Source organism: Bifidobacterium sp. ESL0775 (assembly GCF_029395475.1).
Taxonomy (GTDB): Bacteria; Actinomycetota; Actinomycetes; order Actinomycetales; family Bifidobacteriaceae; genus Bifidobacterium.
Genome location: NZ_CP113917.1, coordinates 1,325,249 through 1,343,243 on the forward strand (window position 1 = coordinate 1,325,249; position 17,995 = coordinate 1,343,243).

At 55.6% G+C, this 17,995-nt stretch carries 17 protein-coding genes; 8 read left to right on the forward strand and 9 right to left on the reverse strand.

Translation table 11 applies throughout. From position 1 onward, the window contains the following. Positions 1-41: 41 nt before the first annotated feature. The 3 genes from OZX73_RS04850 to OZX73_RS04860 are packed head-to-tail and all read right to left on the reverse strand — an operon-like array spanning position 42 to position 3,520. Positions 42-1,322, reverse strand: coding sequence for an ABC transporter permease (locus tag OZX73_RS04850; protein WP_277148074.1), 1,281 nt, complete (start codon positions 1,320-1,322; stop codon positions 42-44). After that, the gene (locus tag OZX73_RS04855; RefSeq protein WP_277148076.1) at positions 1,309-2,538 is read right to left on the reverse strand and encodes an ABC transporter permease; all 1,230 of its coding nucleotides are present in this window, start codon (positions 2,536-2,538) and stop codon (positions 1,309-1,311) included. The genes OZX73_RS04850 and OZX73_RS04855 overlap by 14 nt, the downstream gene beginning before the upstream one ends. 10 nt (positions 2,539-2,548) lie before the next feature. Continuing rightward, entirely contained in the window at positions 2,549-3,520 is a 972-nt protein-coding gene (locus tag OZX73_RS04860; RefSeq protein ID WP_277148078.1) for an ABC transporter ATP-binding protein, read from the reverse strand. Positions 3,521-3,824: 304 nt separating this feature from the next. On the opposite strand from OZX73_RS04860, the gene OZX73_RS04865 reads away from it, so the two are divergent. From OZX73_RS04865 to OZX73_RS04880, 4 genes are all read left to right on the forward strand, one after another. Next, complete coding sequence (locus OZX73_RS04865) at positions 3,825-5,126, forward strand: histidine kinase (RefSeq protein WP_277148080.1); 1,302 nt, start codon at positions 3,825-3,827, stop codon at positions 5,124-5,126. After that, the gene (locus OZX73_RS04870) at positions 5,123-5,869 is read left to right on the forward strand and encodes a response regulator transcription factor (protein WP_277148082.1); all 747 of its coding nucleotides are present in this window, start codon (positions 5,123-5,125) and stop codon (positions 5,867-5,869) included. Before OZX73_RS04865 ends, OZX73_RS04870 begins: the two co-directional genes overlap by 4 nt. A 329-nt stretch (positions 5,870-6,198) precedes the next feature. Continuing rightward, the gene (locus OZX73_RS04875; RefSeq protein ID WP_277148084.1) at positions 6,199-6,432 is read left to right on the forward strand and encodes a hypothetical protein; all 234 of its coding nucleotides are present in this window, start codon (positions 6,199-6,201) and stop codon (positions 6,430-6,432) included. After that, positions 6,425-6,697, forward strand: coding sequence for a DUF4160 domain-containing protein (locus OZX73_RS04880; RefSeq protein ID WP_277148087.1), 273 nt, complete (start codon positions 6,425-6,427; stop codon positions 6,695-6,697). Before OZX73_RS04875 ends, OZX73_RS04880 begins: the two co-directional genes overlap by 8 nt. A gap of 37 nt (positions 6,698-6,734) precedes the next feature. On the opposite strand, the gene OZX73_RS04885 is transcribed toward OZX73_RS04880, so the two are convergent. Continuing rightward, the gene (locus OZX73_RS04885; RefSeq protein WP_277148089.1) at positions 6,735-7,418 is read right to left on the reverse strand and encodes a nitroreductase family protein; all 684 of its coding nucleotides are present in this window, start codon (positions 7,416-7,418) and stop codon (positions 6,735-6,737) included. Between the two features lie 101 nt (positions 7,419-7,519). Continuing rightward, entirely contained in the window at positions 7,520-9,412 is a 1,893-nt protein-coding gene (lepA, locus tag OZX73_RS04890; RefSeq protein ID WP_277148091.1) for a translation elongation factor 4, read from the reverse strand. 262 nt (positions 9,413-9,674) lie between these two features. Here lepA and rpsT point away from each other — a divergent pair, with 262 nt between their 5' ends. The 3 genes from rpsT to OZX73_RS04905 all read left to right on the forward strand — a co-directional run bounded on the left by rpsT (position 9,675) and on the right by OZX73_RS04905 (position 11,285). Beyond that, on the forward strand, positions 9,675-9,935 hold the full coding sequence (gene rpsT / locus OZX73_RS04895; protein WP_277144664.1) for a 30S ribosomal protein S20: 261 nt from the start codon (positions 9,675-9,677) through the stop codon (positions 9,933-9,935). A gap of 245 nt (positions 9,936-10,180) precedes the next feature. After that, a complete protein-coding gene (locus tag OZX73_RS04900; protein WP_277148093.1) occupies positions 10,181-10,822 on the forward strand; it encodes a hypothetical protein in 642 nt (213 codons plus the stop codon). A gap of 277 nt (positions 10,823-11,099) precedes the next feature. Continuing rightward, the gene (locus OZX73_RS04905) at positions 11,100-11,285 is read left to right on the forward strand and encodes a helix-turn-helix transcriptional regulator (protein WP_277150933.1); all 186 of its coding nucleotides are present in this window, start codon (positions 11,100-11,102) and stop codon (positions 11,283-11,285) included. Between the two features lie 159 nt (positions 11,286-11,444). Here the strand turns inward: OZX73_RS04905 and OZX73_RS04910 are convergent, their stop codons facing one another. From OZX73_RS04910 to OZX73_RS04925, 4 genes are all read right to left on the reverse strand, one after another. Then, positions 11,445-13,328: an ABC transporter ATP-binding protein gene (locus OZX73_RS04910; RefSeq protein WP_277148096.1), complete on the reverse strand. Its 1,884-nt coding sequence runs from the start codon at positions 13,326-13,328 to the stop codon at positions 11,445-11,447. A 320-nt stretch (positions 13,329-13,648) separates the two neighbouring features. Then, positions 13,649-14,362, reverse strand: a complete 714-nt coding sequence (locus OZX73_RS04915; protein WP_277148098.1) for a TRIC cation channel family protein — start codon at positions 14,360-14,362, stop codon at positions 13,649-13,651. Between the two features lie 172 nt (positions 14,363-14,534). After that, positions 14,535-15,662: a branched-chain amino acid aminotransferase gene (locus OZX73_RS04920; protein WP_277148100.1), complete on the reverse strand. Its 1,128-nt coding sequence runs from the start codon at positions 15,660-15,662 to the stop codon at positions 14,535-14,537. A 267-nt stretch (positions 15,663-15,929) separates the two neighbouring features. Beyond that, the gene (locus tag OZX73_RS04925) at positions 15,930-16,613 is read right to left on the reverse strand and encodes a 50S ribosomal protein L25/general stress protein Ctc (protein WP_277148102.1); all 684 of its coding nucleotides are present in this window, start codon (positions 16,611-16,613) and stop codon (positions 15,930-15,932) included. A 339-nt stretch (positions 16,614-16,952) separates the two neighbouring features. On the opposite strand from OZX73_RS04925, the gene OZX73_RS04930 reads away from it, so the two are divergent. Further along, complete coding sequence (locus tag OZX73_RS04930; protein WP_277148104.1) at positions 16,953-17,990, forward strand: alpha/beta fold hydrolase; 1,038 nt, start codon at positions 16,953-16,955, stop codon at positions 17,988-17,990. Positions 17,991-17,995: the final 5 nt, after the last annotated feature.

The following is a 17,995-nucleotide window of genomic DNA, read 5'->3' on the forward strand; positions in this document are numbered from 1 at the left end:
CAAGTAGCTACCGGATTTATCGGCATTCAACCAACCTTATCTCAAGAACGACTTCTTTCTTTATGCCGTTTTGGAGAACCGAGGGCGAGGCCGACGCATACGAGTGCGATTGCGAAGAGCGCGACCATGCCGGTGGAGGATGCCCAACCTGCGAGGCTGGACGTGCCGCCCGCATATGTTCCCAAGCCCATGGCCCGGTCGATGGCATCAAGGTACCAGCGTCCGCACAGCAATTTGCCGACGAGCGCCACAGGACCGGTCATCACCGAGGAACCGAACGACCACGCGCCGGAAGTGAACGCGATGGCAAGGCCCACCACGTTTGCCATGCCATTGGCGGCACTCGCGGAAACGGCCAGGCGCCCAAGCACAAAACCGATCGAGATGCCGAAAAACACATAGATGGCCATCGAACACGTCGCCAGCAGCACCGGGCGCAACGCCAATCCCGCGAGCGAACCGGTCATGATGCCTGTCACCGCAAGCGAGAGGAGCAGATAATAGATGGTCACCAGTACTCCGATGCCCGCGCAGGCCGTCAGCAGGCCGAGGCCGGTGGCACGTGGACGCTCCGGGGACACCTCCATGCGACGACGGGTCGATTCGATCGAGAAGGCACCGATCACCATGGCGATGACCACAATCATGGACGTGACAATCGGGTACGAGCCCAGCGAGAGCGAACGGCCGAATATCAACGTCGCCGAAGCGTTGCCGGAGGTGCGGTGTGTGGCGACTACGGAAACATGGGAGTCTGATTTGACCGAATTGCCGGCCTTCACGACCTCATGGACGGCGCTATGCATAACGGCGGAGTCGTCGACTCGGGAAGTCCCGTCCTGCGCAACATTTCCGGCAAGGTAGAAGGTACGCAGGTTCGAAAGGAACGTCGAAACCTTCGTTTCCGAAAGGTCTTGCGTATCCTGGCCTTTGAGGATCACATTAAGCGGTTTCGGAGCATGTCCATCAGAAGCGGCATCCGCGAAATCATCCATATAGCCTTTCGGCACCACGTAGATGGCGTCCGCGGCATCGGTGGCCATGGCGTCCTGCATCGCACGGCGGTTGTCATCGACGTGCACGACGGTATTCGTGTGGCCCAAGTAGTCCCGCAGCCCGGTCGCGATGCCGCCGGCGTCACCGTCCCGGTCGATGATCGCCACACGCGAGGTATACGACGAATACGTCGATGATGAGCCATGCGTGTCGGAGACGCTTTGGAACAGGATTGCCGTCATAATCAGGCTGAACGCCACCAAATAGAAGAGGATATAGGTCAGATGCCGTTTTGCTACGGTGAGCGCGGCTTTACAGATGTTCATAACGTTGCCTCCTCAGCATCGCCACGACAATCAGGACGAAGACGACCGTGGTGGCGGCCATGACGGCCAGGCCGATAAAGAACGGATGGTAATTGTCGTAATATAACAAGTCGTAGAACAGATCACTCACTTGTCGAGCGGGGTTGATCCGCGCGATGACAGGCGCTTTTCGCTGCAACGCATCCCCCAGCGCCATCGCGCCGGTTCCATAAAGCCCCGTGAACATCGACAGGAAGCAGGTGAGAATGACATTGACCGAAAGCTTGGCACGTGTCGAAAGCTTCGGCAAGGCACCAATAACAAGCCCCAGAGCACTGGCCATCAGGGTCGAGGCCGCCACCGCAAGTACCGCCGCCGGTTCCCGACCCGCGACGCCGACGCCGATGACGTAGCGCATCGCGAAGAAGGCGACCAGCATACAGACAAACGAGATGACCCAAGAGGCCAGAAGCGTGGCGACCGTCTGCCGGATCTTTGGCAACGGCGAGACGCTCGCGCGTATCCCCAAAGCGGTGAGATTGGCCTGGGTAAGCGTGATGAGGTAGATGGATATGGTCGCGCCGAGCAGACAGGCCATGCCGAGCATCGAGAAATAATAGCGCGCGAAACGATGCGGCTTGATGGTCGTTACGCTGACTTGCTTCATGAATCCGCTGGAAGCGCCGATACTCGACCTGACTTGCGGATTGGCCATGACGGCATGGTTTTTCGCCGCGACGGCACTGACCACCTGACCGGTCTCGTTGTATTGCTGCAGGGCGTAGTCAAGCGCGGTCACACTCATCGAAACGGCCTCGTCGCCGGAATTCACCGTCGTGTCCGCGAGCGCCATGCGCAGCGCTCCCGAATCGCTTACGTACAGGTAGCCTTTGGCTTTGCCGTCGGCGACCATGCGTTTGGCGTCCGCGACGCCGGATGCTTGTTTGATGGTGATGAGCTTCTCGTCATCGTTCTTGGTTGTCGTTCCCTTGGCCTGGCTCTTGCCGTCTGAATCGCCCGCAAGCGCCTTGACCACCTGTGCGGCCCCGCTCGCCTTGCCCCAGTTGGAGTCCTCGGCCACGGCCATGGGCTGTGGGTCGACATGAATCATATCGCTGATGTCACTGAACATGAGATGGAGCATCGCCAGCATGATCAGCGGAAAGGCGAACACCCAGAAGACGTTGCTGGGATTTCGCACCCCCGCTTTGAGAAATGTCTTGAAAGACGTGAACATGCCGCCCCCCCTAGTCTCTCAGCGCTTTGCCGGTCATCTCGAGGAACACGTCGTTCAACGTCGGCGGGTTCGAGGAGACGTGGCCGATATTGGCGCCGGAGCGTTCCAGGAGGTCGAGGATGTCGACCAGATTACGTTCGCCCGGCCTGCAGCGTACGGTCAGCGTCTTGCCGTCGTAGTCGGCGTCGACGATGGTCGGCAGTCCCTTGAGATCGGCAAGTGCCGTGTCGGCGAGATCGAGCGTTTCGATAAGTATGCGGTCGCCGGTGGAGACCATCGCCTTGAGCTCGGGGACCGTACCTTCCGCGACATGGCGGCCGTGGTCCATGATGAGTATCTGGTCGCAGATCTGCTCGACCTCTTCCATGTAATGACTCGTATAGACCACGGTGGCGCCGGCACGGTTAAGCCTCTGGATTCCTTCCAAAATCGCGTTGCGGCTCTGCGGGTCGACGGCCACGGTCGGCTCGTCGAAGAAGATGAGGTCGGGTTTGTGCGCGATGCCGCAGGCTATGTTCAAACGACGCTTCAATCCTCCGGAAAGTTTCTTCGGCCTGTATTTGCGGAAATCTTCAAGCCCGACCAATGCGATGGCCTCATCGACCAGCGGCTTGCGCTCGTCCTTCTTCGGCACATAGAGCGCACAGAAATAATCGATGTTCTCCTCGACCGTCAGCTCTTCGAGCACCGCGACATCCTGCGGCACCAAGCCGATGCGGGACTTGAGCGCGTAGGCGCTCGGTGTCATCGGTTCACCGAAAATCCTGATATCGCCCGAATCGTAAGTCAGAAGCGAAAGAATGCAATTGATCAACGTGGTCTTGCCGCTGCCGTTCGGGCCAAGCAGACCGAATATCCTGCCTTGCGGCACATCGAGGTCGAAATCGTCAAGCACCAGATGGTCGCCATAGCGTTTGACCAGATGGCTGATCTTCACCGCCGGAATGTCGGCGGTTCCGTTCGGGTCTTGTTTCGCGTCCATAGATGAACCTTCCTATCTATTGCGAACGTTGTGTATGTTGGTGGTTCCATTGTGACCTAGAAGAGCACGAAAGATATGGTGAGTGTCGTCATTTTCTTGCCATATCACTAATTACATTTGTCACCACTTTTGCTTTGACGTTTTTTCAGTGCACCACACGTGACATCGAAAACCGTTGAAACGCTATGGAAACAACGGTGGAACATGATCGGATTCGATACATCATTCGATTTTCCGCACGGAGACCGGGTGATACCCTCGAATCGTGAACAGACGCCATCTTGAGGACGCGGCCAGAGCCGCATTGCTGCTTTGCTGCGCCCTGCTCGAAGCGGCGAGACAACATGGTTCATTCGATGTCGCCGCCATCGCAGCCGTGCTTGCAGCAATATGCTGTTCGGCACTGAGCCAATGGCTCCGCAACGACGACCGATACTTTGGCGGCAATGCAACCGATTTCGCGCCGCTCCCCTTGCTACTGTTCTGTATACCATCGTTGTTATTCCCTGAATTTCTCGCGTTCATGCCATTGGTCGCGTTCGAATCGATGGCCATTCCAGCCAGTCAATCCGAAAATATCTGGCACAAGTTGATGTCATCATGCTGGATTCTTCCGCTGATATGTTCATATTGGATTTATCGTTATCACGGACTTCTCCCAGTCAGCAACAACAATCGCCCCGCGACCCATCCCGTATTGGATGCCGCCATAGCGATCCTTCTTTCGTGTCTCACTGCCCTACTGGGATATATTTTCTCCGCTGCGGACTCTGAGCACCATGCTTTGCTGTTCCTCAAAGACACCATCAGAATGACCCGCCGCCGCAACGCCATGCAGGTCGATTCGTTGCGCGAACAACAGGAGGAATCAACCCGTGTGGCGACCCTGCGCGAGCGCACGCGCATCGCCCGCGAGATTCACGACAACGTGGGCCACCTACTCACCCGTGCCCTGATGCAGACGCAAGCGGCCAGCGCTGTGGCCAGCGCAACCGGCGACGACACCGCAACCAAACAACTTGCCGGCATCAACGCAAGCCTCAACGAAGCGATGACCATGGTACGACGTTCGGTACATGACCTTGAAGATGACGGCACCGATTTCGAGACGCAGATCGCCGACGCCGTCCATGTTATGGATAGCGCAAGGCCGGATTTTTCCGTTACGCTGGATTGCGACATCCAAAACACCCCGGCCCCGGTGGCCCGTTGCTTCACCGCCGTCATCCGCGAGGCGCTCACCAACGTCATCCGACATTCGGATTCCGCTAGCGCTAATGTTTCCTTGCATGACTATCCGGCGTTCTGGCAACTCGCCGTATTCAACAAGACAACGACGAAACCGCTCACTCAAACCACGAACCAAATCAGCCAAGACCTTCGCGGCATGGGCCTGGCGGATATCGAACAACGTGTCCATGCCCTCGGCGGCACCTCGCTGTGCGGCCCGTACCGCGACGGCTGGCGCGTCTTCGTTTCCCTGCAGAAAGCTCCGTGGATGAGTTCAGATGCGATGAGTTCAAATGCTGGCAATAATGTTGAAACAACAACGAGTGAAGGAACCAGCACAGAAACAAATAAAGACAAGAAAGAGGAAACAGCATGAAAACGGCAATCGTCGACGACGACCCCATTGTCTGCTCGTCACTCACCACGATTCTCGAGGCGACGGACGCCGCGGAGGTCCTATGGACCGCAAACGACGGCGAGACGGCAGTGACGAACTATTTCGATAATCCTGCAAACCGTCCGGATGTGTTGCTCATCGACATTCAGATGCAGGGCGTCGACGGCCTAGAAGCCGCGCGCCGCATCCTCGAGCGCGACAAGGCCGCCCGTATCCTCTTCCTCACCACCTTCGACGACAAGGAATACATCGATCAGGCCATTGCCCTCGGTGCCAAAGGTTATCTCATCAAGCAGGATGCAGCTTCCGTGGGCCCGGCGCTTCAAGCCGTGATGGCCGGCCAGGTCGTCCTCGGCGCACAGGTACTTGGCAAACTGTCTTCAGCCTCTTCCGCAACCAGTAGACACGAGGTCGAAGGCAGCGCTGACATGAACCCTTCATCCACAGCCGACAAACGTGGTACCCGCATGGCCGTCTCATCGAACGCGCCTCAGGAAGGCGTTATCAATGTGCCAGCTTCAGCCTTCGCTGCGTTAAGCGCCCGCGAGCGCGACATCGCCAGTCTGGTAGCCCTTGGCCTCGATAACCACGACATCGCCGCCCAGCTCTACCTGAGCGAAGGCACCGTCCGCAACCGCATCACCAACATCCTCACCAAGCTCAGCCTCGCCAATCGCACCCAGCTGGCCATCGCCTGGCTCCAAACTCAGCAACGTCAATAGTGATGTAATAACGCAACTTCACACAAAACCAGAATCCAAAATTAGAACTACCCTTGATACGAGGTCACATTCATCTTTATCCTGAACCAAAACCGGTTGGATTAGTATACAAATATGAAACAAATCAGGTTGGATAAATGTAAAATTACCAGAAAATCCGGTTGTATTTATACCGGTTTCAATGCAAAATATGGTTGTATTCATCCTGTTTTTCGAGGAAAATCAGGTTGTATTCGTCCATAGAGAACAGAATTGGCAAGATAGGCAAGTTACTCTGCTATACGTTAAAATAGTATGAGTCAACAGTTAAAACACCCGAAGGAGGAGACATGAGCGACGACAATGTATTCATCATCGACGGTATCAAAACGCAATGGGACGATAATTCGCTTTGTATCTCCGAGCAGGGCTTTGACCGCACCGCCGTCATGGACAACCAAGGCAACATCATTTCCTCAACATTCGGTAAAGAAGGAATCCCGTTCCTGAAGCATTGGTTCGCCCGGGTCAAACCAATGATTGATGACTTCCGCGCCATCGACCGGGAATACGCTTATGTCTGAGGTCTTCTTCCTCGCGGGTTACAGCGTCTATTTCAGCACTCTTGACAAAGAACATGGTATCCATGTGCATGTAGCGAGTGGCTCGAAACGAGATTTTGCACGTTTTGTCCTTCAAAGTGACGGTACAGTGCTTCTGGCTCATAACCATGGCCATCTTCCGACGAAGCATATCAAACTGATTGAGGCAGCCATCAGGCAAAATTTCGGTGAGATTGTTGATGATTGGCGCCGACTTTTCGGTAATGACGTTCACTTCGATAAATAAAACAAAGTGCAGAGAACCTAAAACAGTTCGCTTTTAATCATCGCTTCCACGCAAAATCAGTATTGGGGCCGGCACCGATTTCGAAATGGTATTTGGCGATTCCCAGGTCGGTGTGTGTGCAGGGGCCCAGGCTGGCTTTGGCTGTGACGGTGCGACCGTCCGGTTGAAGGGTGAAGACGAATTTTTGCTGATTCAGGGACGTCGGAGCGAGTAACGCGGCTTCTATGCCGTTGCGGAACCATTCTGGAGTTTCCATGCCTTCAGGGACTCGCGCAACCTGGTCGTAACACTTGGAACGATGCTGGTGGCCGTGGTTGGTTCCATAGCCCATGACAATGGCGAAACGTGGCCGCTCCCCTTGTTCGAGCGCGACATGCTTGGAGAGGTGACGGCCGAACTGGCGCACCCAACCGGTGTCGAGTCCAAGTTGAGTAGCCCGCAACAGAACGTGCGCACCGTAATAGCCGCAACGTTCCTCCCAATCCGGCGTTTTATCCGAGACGATGGCGACAAGATTGCGGGCGCCCTTGTAGATGCCGTAACTGGTGAGGAAACCTTCAAATGCCGCCGGGTCGTTGAGCTTCAGTTGCATACTCAAGTTGCCTTCGCGATTGCACTGATCAATGGTTCGCTGCAGATCGTCGGCGATATCCTGCGGAATCGGCTTGTCGGTATAATGCCGAACCGCATGCCGTACCCGAATCGCTTCGTTCAGTTCCATACTTCCCTACTTTGCAACGCATTTCGATTTCATGAGGAATCGTATTCGCTTCCGCCAGATCGGAATCAGGAACAATTCGACATGCGATATTCCTGTAGCAGTTACTTAACCGCCTTTTCGGCGGCGCGTATCTTGTTCTTCGTGTCGATATCCATGGACTGGTTGGGGCCGGCCTCGCCGGTGGACAGTGCGGCGACGAACGCCTCCTGCGGGACCTCGACATGGCCGAGCATCTTCATGCGCTTCTTGCCGGCCTTCTGCTTCTCGAGCAACTTGCGCTTACGGGTGATGTCGCCGCCGTAGCACTTGGCGAGCACGTCCTTGCGCAGGGCGCGGATGGTCTCGCGGGCGATGACACGCGAGCCGATGGCCGCCTGGATCGGGATTTCGAACTGCTGGCGTGGAATGAGCTTCTGCAGCTTCTTGGTCATCATCACGCCGTAGCTGTACGACTTGTCGCGATGGACGATGGCGCTGAACGCATCGACCTTCTCCCCTTGGATCAGGATGTCGACCTTGACCAGGTCGGCGCTCTGCTCGCCGTCCTCGTGGTAGTCGAGCGAGGCGTAGCCTTTGGTGCGGCTTTTGAGCTGGTCGAAGAAATCGAAGACAATCTCGGCCAGCGGGATGCGATAGTGCATCTCGACGCGTTCGGGGCTCAGGTATTCCATCGTGCCCATTTCGCCGCGGTGGTCCTGGCACAGGTCCATCACCGAGCCGATAAACTCCTTGGGTGTGATGATGTCGGCCGCGACCATCGGTTCGACAATCTGCTTGATCTTCCCGTCGGGGAATTCGCTTGGGTTCTTGACCTCGTGCATCGTGCCGTCTTCGGTGGTGACTTTATAGGTCACGTTCGGGGCGGTGGAAATCAGGTCGAGCCCAAACTCGCGGCTCAGGCGCTCGACCACAATCTCCATGTGCAAGAGGCCGAGGAAGCCGCAACGGAAGCCGAAGCCCAACGCCACTGAAGTCTCCGGCTCGTAGATCAGCGCCGCATCGTTCAACTTGAGCTTGTCAAGCGCATCGCGCAGCTCCGGGAACTGGGCGTTGTCGATCGGGAAAATGCCGGCATAGACCATCGGATGCGGGTCTCGGTAGCCAGGCAACGGCTCAGAAGCAGGGCGTATGGCCGAGGTGACGGTGTCGCCGACCTTGGACTGGCTGACGTCCTTCGCGCCGGTGATGATATAGCCGACCTCTCCTGCGCCGAGCGCCTTGGTCGGGGTCATATCCGGGCTGATCACGCCAATCTCGATGGGTTCGTGCGTCATGCCGATACCCATCATGTGCACTTTCTCGCGGCTTTTGAGCTCGCCGTCGACCATACGGATGTAGGTGACGATGCCGCGATAGGTGTCATAGACGGAATCGAAAATCAAGGCGCGGGCGGGAGCCTTCGGGTCACCGTGCGGGGCAGAGATTTCCAAGACAATCTGGTCGAGCAGGTCCTTGATGCCTTCGCCGGTTTTGCCGGAAACGCGCAGCACATCGGAAGGTTTACAGCCCAGCAGGTTCGCGATTTCTTCGGCATGCTTGTCCGGTTCGGCGCTGGGGAGGTCAATCTTGTTCAGGACAGGGATGATGGTCAAATCGTCTTCGATGGCCATATACAGGTTGGAAAGCGTCTGCGCCTCGATGCCCTGCGTGGCGTCGACCAGAAGCACCGCACCTTCGCACGCGGCCAGGGCACGCGAGACCTCGTAAGTGAAATCGACGTGACCCGGAGTGTCGATCATACCGAGCGTGTATTCCTGCCCGTCGAAGGTCCACGGCACGCGCACGGCCTGCGATTTGATAGTGATGCCACGCTCCTGCTCGATATCCATGCGATCGAGGAATCGGTCGTGCATCTCGCGTTGCGGCACGATGCCGGAAAGCTGGAGGATGCGGTCGGCCACCGTGGACTTGCCGTGGTCGATATGCGCGATGATGCAGAAATTGCGAATCAGCGATTGATCGGTGAATCCCGGTTTGTTCTTCGCCTCAGTCACTGATGCCACTCCTTATCCACAAATACCCCATAGCGGAATCTCTCCGATTCCGCCTTTCCTATAGTAAGCCTTATTCTAACGGCCGCGGTAGGCAAAGGAATTACGTGACATGCAATGGACAAAGCGCCCCTGCATTGCGGAATCGTTAAGTCTCCACTGAAAAAGAAAGATGGAATATTCAACGAGAAGTACGGAAATATCGGCATGAGGTGTTATTCTTAACTTTTGTATGTCCTTATAGAAAACGTTGTTTGGAGAAATTGTGGCAAACATTAAGTCGCAGAAGAAGCGCGTGCTGACCAATGAAAAGGCGCACAAGCGCAACGTGTCCGTGAAGTCCAGCCTGAAGACTGCGATTCGCAAGACCCGTGAAGCCATCGAGTCCGGAGACAAGGCAGCAGCCCAGGCCGCTTACCAGATCGCCGGCCAGAAGCTCGACAAGGCCGCCAGCGCGGGCGTGGTTCACAAGAACCAGGCCGCCAACCGCAAGTCCAATCTCGCAGTCGCCATCAACAAGATGTGAGAAACGGCTTAAAGGTTAGATGCCTTTAGATCAGTGAAGTCCTGTGGGCTGTGAACGTATGGTTACGTTTGCAGCCCACAGGACTTTTTGCATTCCGTTATAAACTCCCCTACGTTTGACAGGACAGTTTATAAAGTTTTATTATAACGAAATTCAATATTATTTTAATGATTATCGTTAATTATTTGTTGATTAATGATATGCTCATGATATTCAAGAAGTTGAAATTGACTAAGGAGCACATCATGTACCAGCCCAATAAAACCGACACCGTCATCAAATGGGCGGCCAAGATCCTTCAATGGGTCAACATCGTGTCGGCGGTTCTGGTGCTGATCGGTTCGATCTACACGGGAATCCTCAACGGTTCGTTCCCGAAATCCTGGCAGCATACCCAACTGCCCAGCGTCTACGGATTCAGCATCGCCATCACCTTTGGCAATGCCTCACAACATAAAGGCGAACTGATCTGCTATGCCATCGGAGCCATCGCCATTCTGTGCATTTTCGCTTACGCCTTCATGAACCTTTATAAGGCATTCGACCGGATGCATCGCAATCCCGAATCCGGCGAGCCAACACCATTCAGCCCCGAAATCACGAAAGCCGTACGCAACATCGGAGTCGCTCTGGTCTTGGTCTGGGTCATCGGCACCTTGGTCGCGGCCGCGTTGCCATTTGGTCATGGCTTCTCAGAAGGATGGACGCAAGGAGCCTATGACTTGGATGGCACCACCACCTCTGCGCCATCCGTTAGCGTCAAGCCTGACATCAGCACCTCCCCTATCAGCATCATTTGGCTTGTAGCCGGCATCTTCATCTTCTGCGTCGCAAGAATCCTAAGATATGGAGAAACCTTGCAGCGTGAACACGATGAACTGATCTGAAGAGGACACCATGATTTTCAGAAAGCCGAAAAACACCCAATCAACTGGCGAGTCGCAGGAAGATTCCTCTTTTCGACTGACGGAAAGCAGCGCTGCTGGCGACTCCGTCGATGACACCACCGCCCGTGCCGATAACCAACACGAGACTTCAGCCGTACAACCACAGCACGCCACAACCGATGCCATCTCATTGCCCAATCAAAGCGAACAGGACAACGGTACCGACGAAACATCCCACCAGCCGACAGGCACTATCGTGCTCGAGCTTGACAAGGTGATGGTCGACCGGCATATGTCGCTCAAGGAGCTGGCGGACGAGGTCGGAATATCCAACGTCAACCTCTCGAAAATCAAGAACAACCGCGTGGCGGCCATCCGTTTCACGACACTGGCCGGCATCTGCGAAGCGCTGGAATGCCAGCCCGGCGACATCCTCAAGTACGAACCAAAACAGCCGACGTGATAAACGCCCGCCCACACGACGAAAAGCACGCTTTCGGGCCGTTTTTCGTGACTTTCGTCGTATGACAGGAATTCGAATACCTGGAATTCCAGCGATATGCGATGACAGAATCTGCGGGCAATCAATGATTGCAACAGGAAGTACCTGCACCGGCGAATCTTATTCTCCTTCGATATTCTCCGGACGCAGCATCGATGCGGGATCCTCGTGCCGCTGACTGACCACTTGGGCCTCATATAAACCGCGGTAATACGGGCAATCGGACAATAATGTCTCGTGATCACCCTCTCCGACTATATCGCCGTCACGCAGGACGACTATATGACTGGCGTGGGTGATGGTGGTGAAACGATGGGCGATGAGGATGGTGGTGCGCCGCGGCCCTTCCTCCGTACTATCCGCCCGATCCAGCGAGTCGAAGAAGTGCTTCTCGGAAAGGGCGTCCACGGATGCGGTCGGCTCATCCATAATAAGCAATGACGGCCGTCTGAACAAAGCGCGGGCCAGGGCGACGCGCTGCCATTGCCCGATGGAAAGTTGGTAGCCGCCCTCGAAGTGCCTTCCCAATACAGTATCCAAACCCTCGGGCAGTGACTGCCCCAGACCCTTCATCCCTACCAGATCAAGCGCATGTTCAATGGCATCATCATCGTTGATTCCATCCAGATCACCAAATCCCACATTCTCACGTAAGGGCCGCTCGTATCGTATGTAATCCTGGAAAATCGCAGAACACCTCTCGTACAATGACGCACGGGAATACTCACTGATATCCCTACCGTTAATGAGAATCGACCCGGAAGTGGGCTCATAGACACGTAAAATCAGTTTTGCGATAGTTGATTTACCGGCACCATTGAGTCCAACAAGAGCCGAACATTGACCGGCGGGAAGATCAAAAGAGACACCATGGAGAATTTCTTTGCCATCGGTGGAACCAGGATAGGCAAATCTTACTTTTCGGAAAGAAACGGTCACGGGCGTTCCATCATCGAGTTTCTCGCCGCCAGAGCGAATCACAGCCGGCTCAGTGTCCATGAGATGAACCCAATTGCCGGCGTAAAGCAGACTCTGATAAATGCTGGAGACCGAAACCAAAATGAGTAATACCGATTGCCCGAATGACCCTGTCGCACTGATATAACCGGCCAGCTGCCCGACATCGCCTGTATGCATAGCCTGAATCGCACCCACGGCGACCGCCCCGATATTGGCCAGAGTCGTAAGAATTCCCAAGCCAAGCGCAATCCACAGATAGGTACGTGACATAGCGAGATCCTGTTTGAGAAAACCACCGATAAGCGTCTTATAACGCCCTGATAACAAACCACCCAGACCAAACAGATGGATTTCCTTGGCTGCATTATCCGATGTCAGAATCGAACGATAATAGTCCGACAAGCGTTTTTCCCCTGCCCGCCGGTAATCGATATTGTACTGTTTGGAACTGGCCATCAATGTGCCGATGGTACCTGGAATAGGCGCCAGCAGAAGGAAAAAGGCCACCCATTTGTTCCATGAAACCAGTAAAGAGAATACGGATACAATAGTGAGGAACGACTGTAGAAAATCACGTGCACTATCAAATATATTGAAGATATGTCCGCCGGTATCTCCTCCGACCCGCTGTATGCGATCGAAGGTCTCCGCATCCTCGAACTGCTGCGTTTCGAGCGTAGTGAGCTTATCGACGATACTGCAATTAGCGCAGTAGGATAGTTTTTCTCGAATTGAGTCGGATAGATATTTAATGACGTTCTCGGTAACGAACATTCCCACTAGGACCACAGCGAAAAGTACCGCCGAATCGACAACCTTCGGAAGCAAACCCGTACCCACGGAATTCACGATCTGTGTCGTGGCCAAAATCTGAAGGGGCGACAGCAGGGCCCGCACCACAGTAAGAATGAGGAGGACAATGACGGCTATCGGCGCCACTGCCACGAGTAGCCGTAATGACTTCCGCAATGTCGTCAGAGACGAGATGCGAGAACGCTCCTTTGCCGAAGGCTTATCATCTCTCGTACTATCACCAATCGACATGCTGCCTCCTTCGAGTCGATTTCACGTGCTTGAGCTGAAGGTTTGGTGTCAGGTACCTCGATTTTCCCGCCCTGCTGGGACAACAAATGCTTGTAATAAGCCATGCATGGTTTTCCCGTTGCAAATAGTGATCTTTACTCTGATCATTCTTGATACCGGTACCCAATAATATATATGCGGAAAGCCATTCACGATTCACCCGCTCAAGCATGAAGTCGAAGGAGAACAGCAATAAACAATTAATCAGCTGATTGGCGAATGGAAACATAAAAGCAAAAACAATCAACCGATTAATCAGTCAACAATAACCAAAACGCATTTCACTTGCTACTATCGGTCTTCTCGTCATCCTGTTTTGCCGGCAATGGCAAGTACGCGTGATGCCGCTTGATCGCCCCCGGCACCTTCCAATCGAAGCGTACGGAAAGCACACGCAAGATGACAACGAAGGCCACGATGGCAATATCGAATGTCACCTCAAGACTGAACGGAATGTGCCCGGCTTGGTAGGCACGGGTGACGAAGACGGTCAGAATACTGCCGATCAACGCCGGAACCGCATACCAATGGCTGTCGCGGATGACCGACGGGACGTCGTTGATGAGGATGTCTCGAATAAGGCCTCCCCCGATTGCCGTAATCAGTCCCATGAAAACAGCTGTCATGCCGGACGTATGATAAATCAACGCCTTTTGTGTGCCGTTGACCGCATATAAACCAAGCGCCAGCGCGTCAAGACCGACCATGATCCATTTGAGCCGGTCAACTTCCGGGTAAATGATGGCGACCGTGACACTGGCCAGCAAGCAAGTGATGACCAGACCTTTATCCGAGACACCGACGGGTGGGAATATGCCCAGCAGCACATCACGGATGATTCCACCTCCGAGACCAGTGAGCCAGACGGTCATCAAAATGGCGATAAAATCGTATTTTTTCTTGACGGCACAGAGCCCACCCAAAAGGCCGCAGCAAAAGGTCGCGATGTATTCGATGGCCCAGAAAAAGACGTTACTTTCCAGCGCCAATTGCATACCGCACATCCTTCTTCGAATTGTATAAAAGCCAATAGCAAAGTATAGCAAACACCGGCCAAAACAACGAGCAAACGGCCTGTGCCGTCATCATGATGAATCATGCGACGGCACAGGCCGTTTTTAATACGAAACTTCAGAGTCTCAAGTTCGCTTTAACGCTTTCGAGCGCTCAGCAGACCTTCCACATCCAGTCGTGCGGATCCTCGATCTCGCCCATCTGGATGCCGAGCAGCTCGTCACGCAGCTTCAACGTCAAGTCGCCGGACTTGCCGCCGTTGACCTCAACATCGAACTTCTCGGACTTGAAGCGGCCGATGGGCGTGATGATCGCCGCGGTGCCGCAGGCGAAGACCTCGGTGACCTCGCCGGACTTGATGTCCTCGAGCAGCTGGTCAAGCTTGATCATGGTCTCGACGACGTCGTGGCCGTGGTCCTGCGCCAACTGGATGAGCGAACGGCGGGTGACGCCAGGCAGAATGTTGCCCGTGAGCGACGGGGTCTCCATGTGGCCGTCCTTGTGCACGGTGAACATGTTCATGCCGCCCAGTTCCTCAAGGTAGGTCTTGGTGGCCGCGTCGACGAAGCAGACCTGCTCGCAGCCGTGGTCGGCGCCGCGGTACTCGCCAAGAAGCGAGGCCGCGTAGTTGCCGCCGCACTTGGCGAAGCCGGTGCCGCCGGGGCCGGTGCGGAACCACTTGTCTTCCACCCAGATGCTCACCGGTTTGACGCCGCCCGGGAAGTACGGGCCGGAAGGCGAGGCGATGACGCAATAGTCGACGGTCTGCGGCGCACGCACGCCGAGGAACGCCTCGGAGGCGAACATAAACGGACGCATGTAGAGCGTGTATTCGCGGCGGGTCGGCACCCAGTCGACATCACGCTTGACCAGCGCGGCCACGGAGCCCAAGAAGTCTTCCTTGGAAAGTTCCGGCAGATAGAGACGCTTGGCGGAATTGGCGAAACGCTCGGCGTTCGCGTCCGGGCGGAACAGCCAGGTGCTGCCGTCGGCGTGGCGATAGGCCTTGAGGCCTTCGAAGCACTCCTGTGCGTAATGCAGGACGGAGGCGCCAGGGCTCATGGGCAGAGGACCGAAAGGCTCGACTTGGCGATCGCCCCAGCCGCTGTCCTTGTGCCAGACCATGTGGGTCATGTTATCGCTGAAAAGCTGGCCGAACGCCGGCTTGTCAATCAGCTTCGCGCGCTCGGCGTCGGAGGCGGGATTCGGGTTGTCGAGAACCTTGAACGGTTCGGTCAATTTCGACAACGCCGCTGGATCATGATGGGATTGCTCAGTCATTTGCACTTCTTCTTTACTTCAGCCGTCTGGCGGCCGGAATGGTGGTTTGCCATACGCTTGTGGCGCTTGGTTATGCTGCTACTTTCGCACATAACCGCACAGGTATGGTGAAATCGTTCACATTATGAAAAAGACAAGTGCCTGGGCGCACCCTGTTTTTCTATGAGTACAAAGAAAAAGGCCTGCACCTTCACCGTTATGGAAAAGGTACAGGCCGAACGAATCAACCGTATCAACGGAAGTGTTCACATCTGCTGAAAGACGGAATCACTTCTTGTCGGCGTCAGCGGCAGCGTCATCAGAGGCAGCGGCATCCGTGTCGCCCTCGGCGGCAGCGCCTTCCTCACCCTCGGCACCAGCAGCGGTGGCAGTGGCGTCCTCAGCGGAGACCGCGGTGGTGGCGGTGGCGTCCTCAGGAATCTCGACGGAGACGACGGACTCGTCGGCGTCGGTGTTGACGAACTCGACGCCCTTGGGCAGCTCAAGATCCTTAGCGAAGACCTTCTCGCCGTCCTGCAGGCCATCGACGTTGACATCGATGCGCTCGGGCAGGGCGTCGACGCTTGCGCGCACACGGAGCTGCTGGATGTCGACGAACGCGACGGCCGCGCCCTTCGGGGTGCCCACGGCGAAGACCGGGACGTCGACCTCGATCTTCTCGCCGGCCTTGACCTCGTAGAAGTCGATGTGCTCGACGATGCGCTTGACAGGGTTGCGCTGGACGTCCTTGACGACGGCCATCTTGGAATCCTTGCCGTACTTGATGGTGAACAGCGCGTTCGTGCGGCGCAGGGCCAGCGTGGTCTCGCGCATCGGCAGCTTCACGAAGATGGGGTCGTTGCCGCCGGCGTAGATGGTGGCCGGAATCTCCTTTGCCACGCGCATGCGGCGGGCAGCGCCCTTGCCGAACTGGTCGCGGACTTCGCCCTCGATGGTAATGGTGTTTGCCATAATGTAATCTCCTTGAGATCATTTACCTATATGTACTGCATTGTTCCGGTGCACCGACGCGCCGAAATCGCAGCCTCAAAGAGACCCAACACATTCAGCCCAGTCGATAACGGGAATCGCTTCCCCTCGCCAAAGCGCGACAGATATAAAAACCTGCCGAAACAACGTTATTAATAATAAGTCCTCAAGTAGACATGGCATATCGCGTATTCAAGTCAGAGCGTTGAAATAAACGCTGAACGTAACAAACATGGAAGATTCGCTAATCATCATCCAAGATTGTGAACCCAAACATTTATGATGGAAGATAATTCTTGGCCCAAAGGAAGGAAGCCCATCATGGCCCGACGTCGCCACACAACCACCGTTGTCCGCGCGCTTCTTTGCACAGGTGCCGCCACGGCCGGCGCGCTTTACCTGACGGCCGATTACCTCTTCCGGTTCGTCCTTGAGCCCGGCTGGAAGCATTCGCTCTTCCACAGCGACCAGCCAGACACCACCTTGGCCGCGCGCCAACCCCACCATGATGCCAAGGAGGAGGCCGAGGCCGCGCAATGGTTCGAGGACGCGAAACGAGAGACGACCATCACCGCTTTCGATGGCGTCCGCCTTCATGGCTGGGTGCTCGATCCGGATTGCTCCAATCCCCTGCAACATCTCTATGCCATTTGCTGCCATGGTTATTCAGGCGTTCCCGCCGAGATGGCGAAATACGCGCATCGCTTCTCCAAACTCGGTTTCACGGTGTTCACCCCGGCCCACCGTTGCCATGAGCGTAGCGACGGCAGATATATCGGCATGGGGACCCTCGAACACCGCGACCTGCTGCGTTGGATCGATGCCATCGTCGCCGATGACCCGAAAGCGAGAATTTTGCTGGATGGCAATTCCATGGGCGCGGCGACGGTGATGCTGGCCGCCGGTGATCCCAAACTGCCAAGCAACGTCAAGGCGGCGATAGCTGACTGCGGCTATACCAGCCTTCAAGACCAATTCCTTTACAGCGCCAGTCACCTTTACCATGCGCCGGAGCTCCTCGCCAAACCGGCGATCCACATCATGAGCTCCATCGCGCGTCGCCGCGCAGGATACGATTTCACCGAAGCCTCATGCGTCCAGGCGTTGCGCCATACCTCGATTCCCATGCTGTTCATCCACGGCTCAGCCGATGATTTCGTCAACCCGGCGAGCCTCGAGCGCAATTTCCGTGCCTGCGCCAGCCCAATCAAGCAGAAACTGATGATCCCAGGTGCGGCGCACGCGATGTCTGCCTCCACGGACCCCAAGCGCTATTGGAAGACCGTGACGGCTTTCGTGACCAAGATCTTCCACCTCAACAAACCCAAAGGCGTGTCGGGATACATCGTTTTCAACTGATAGCA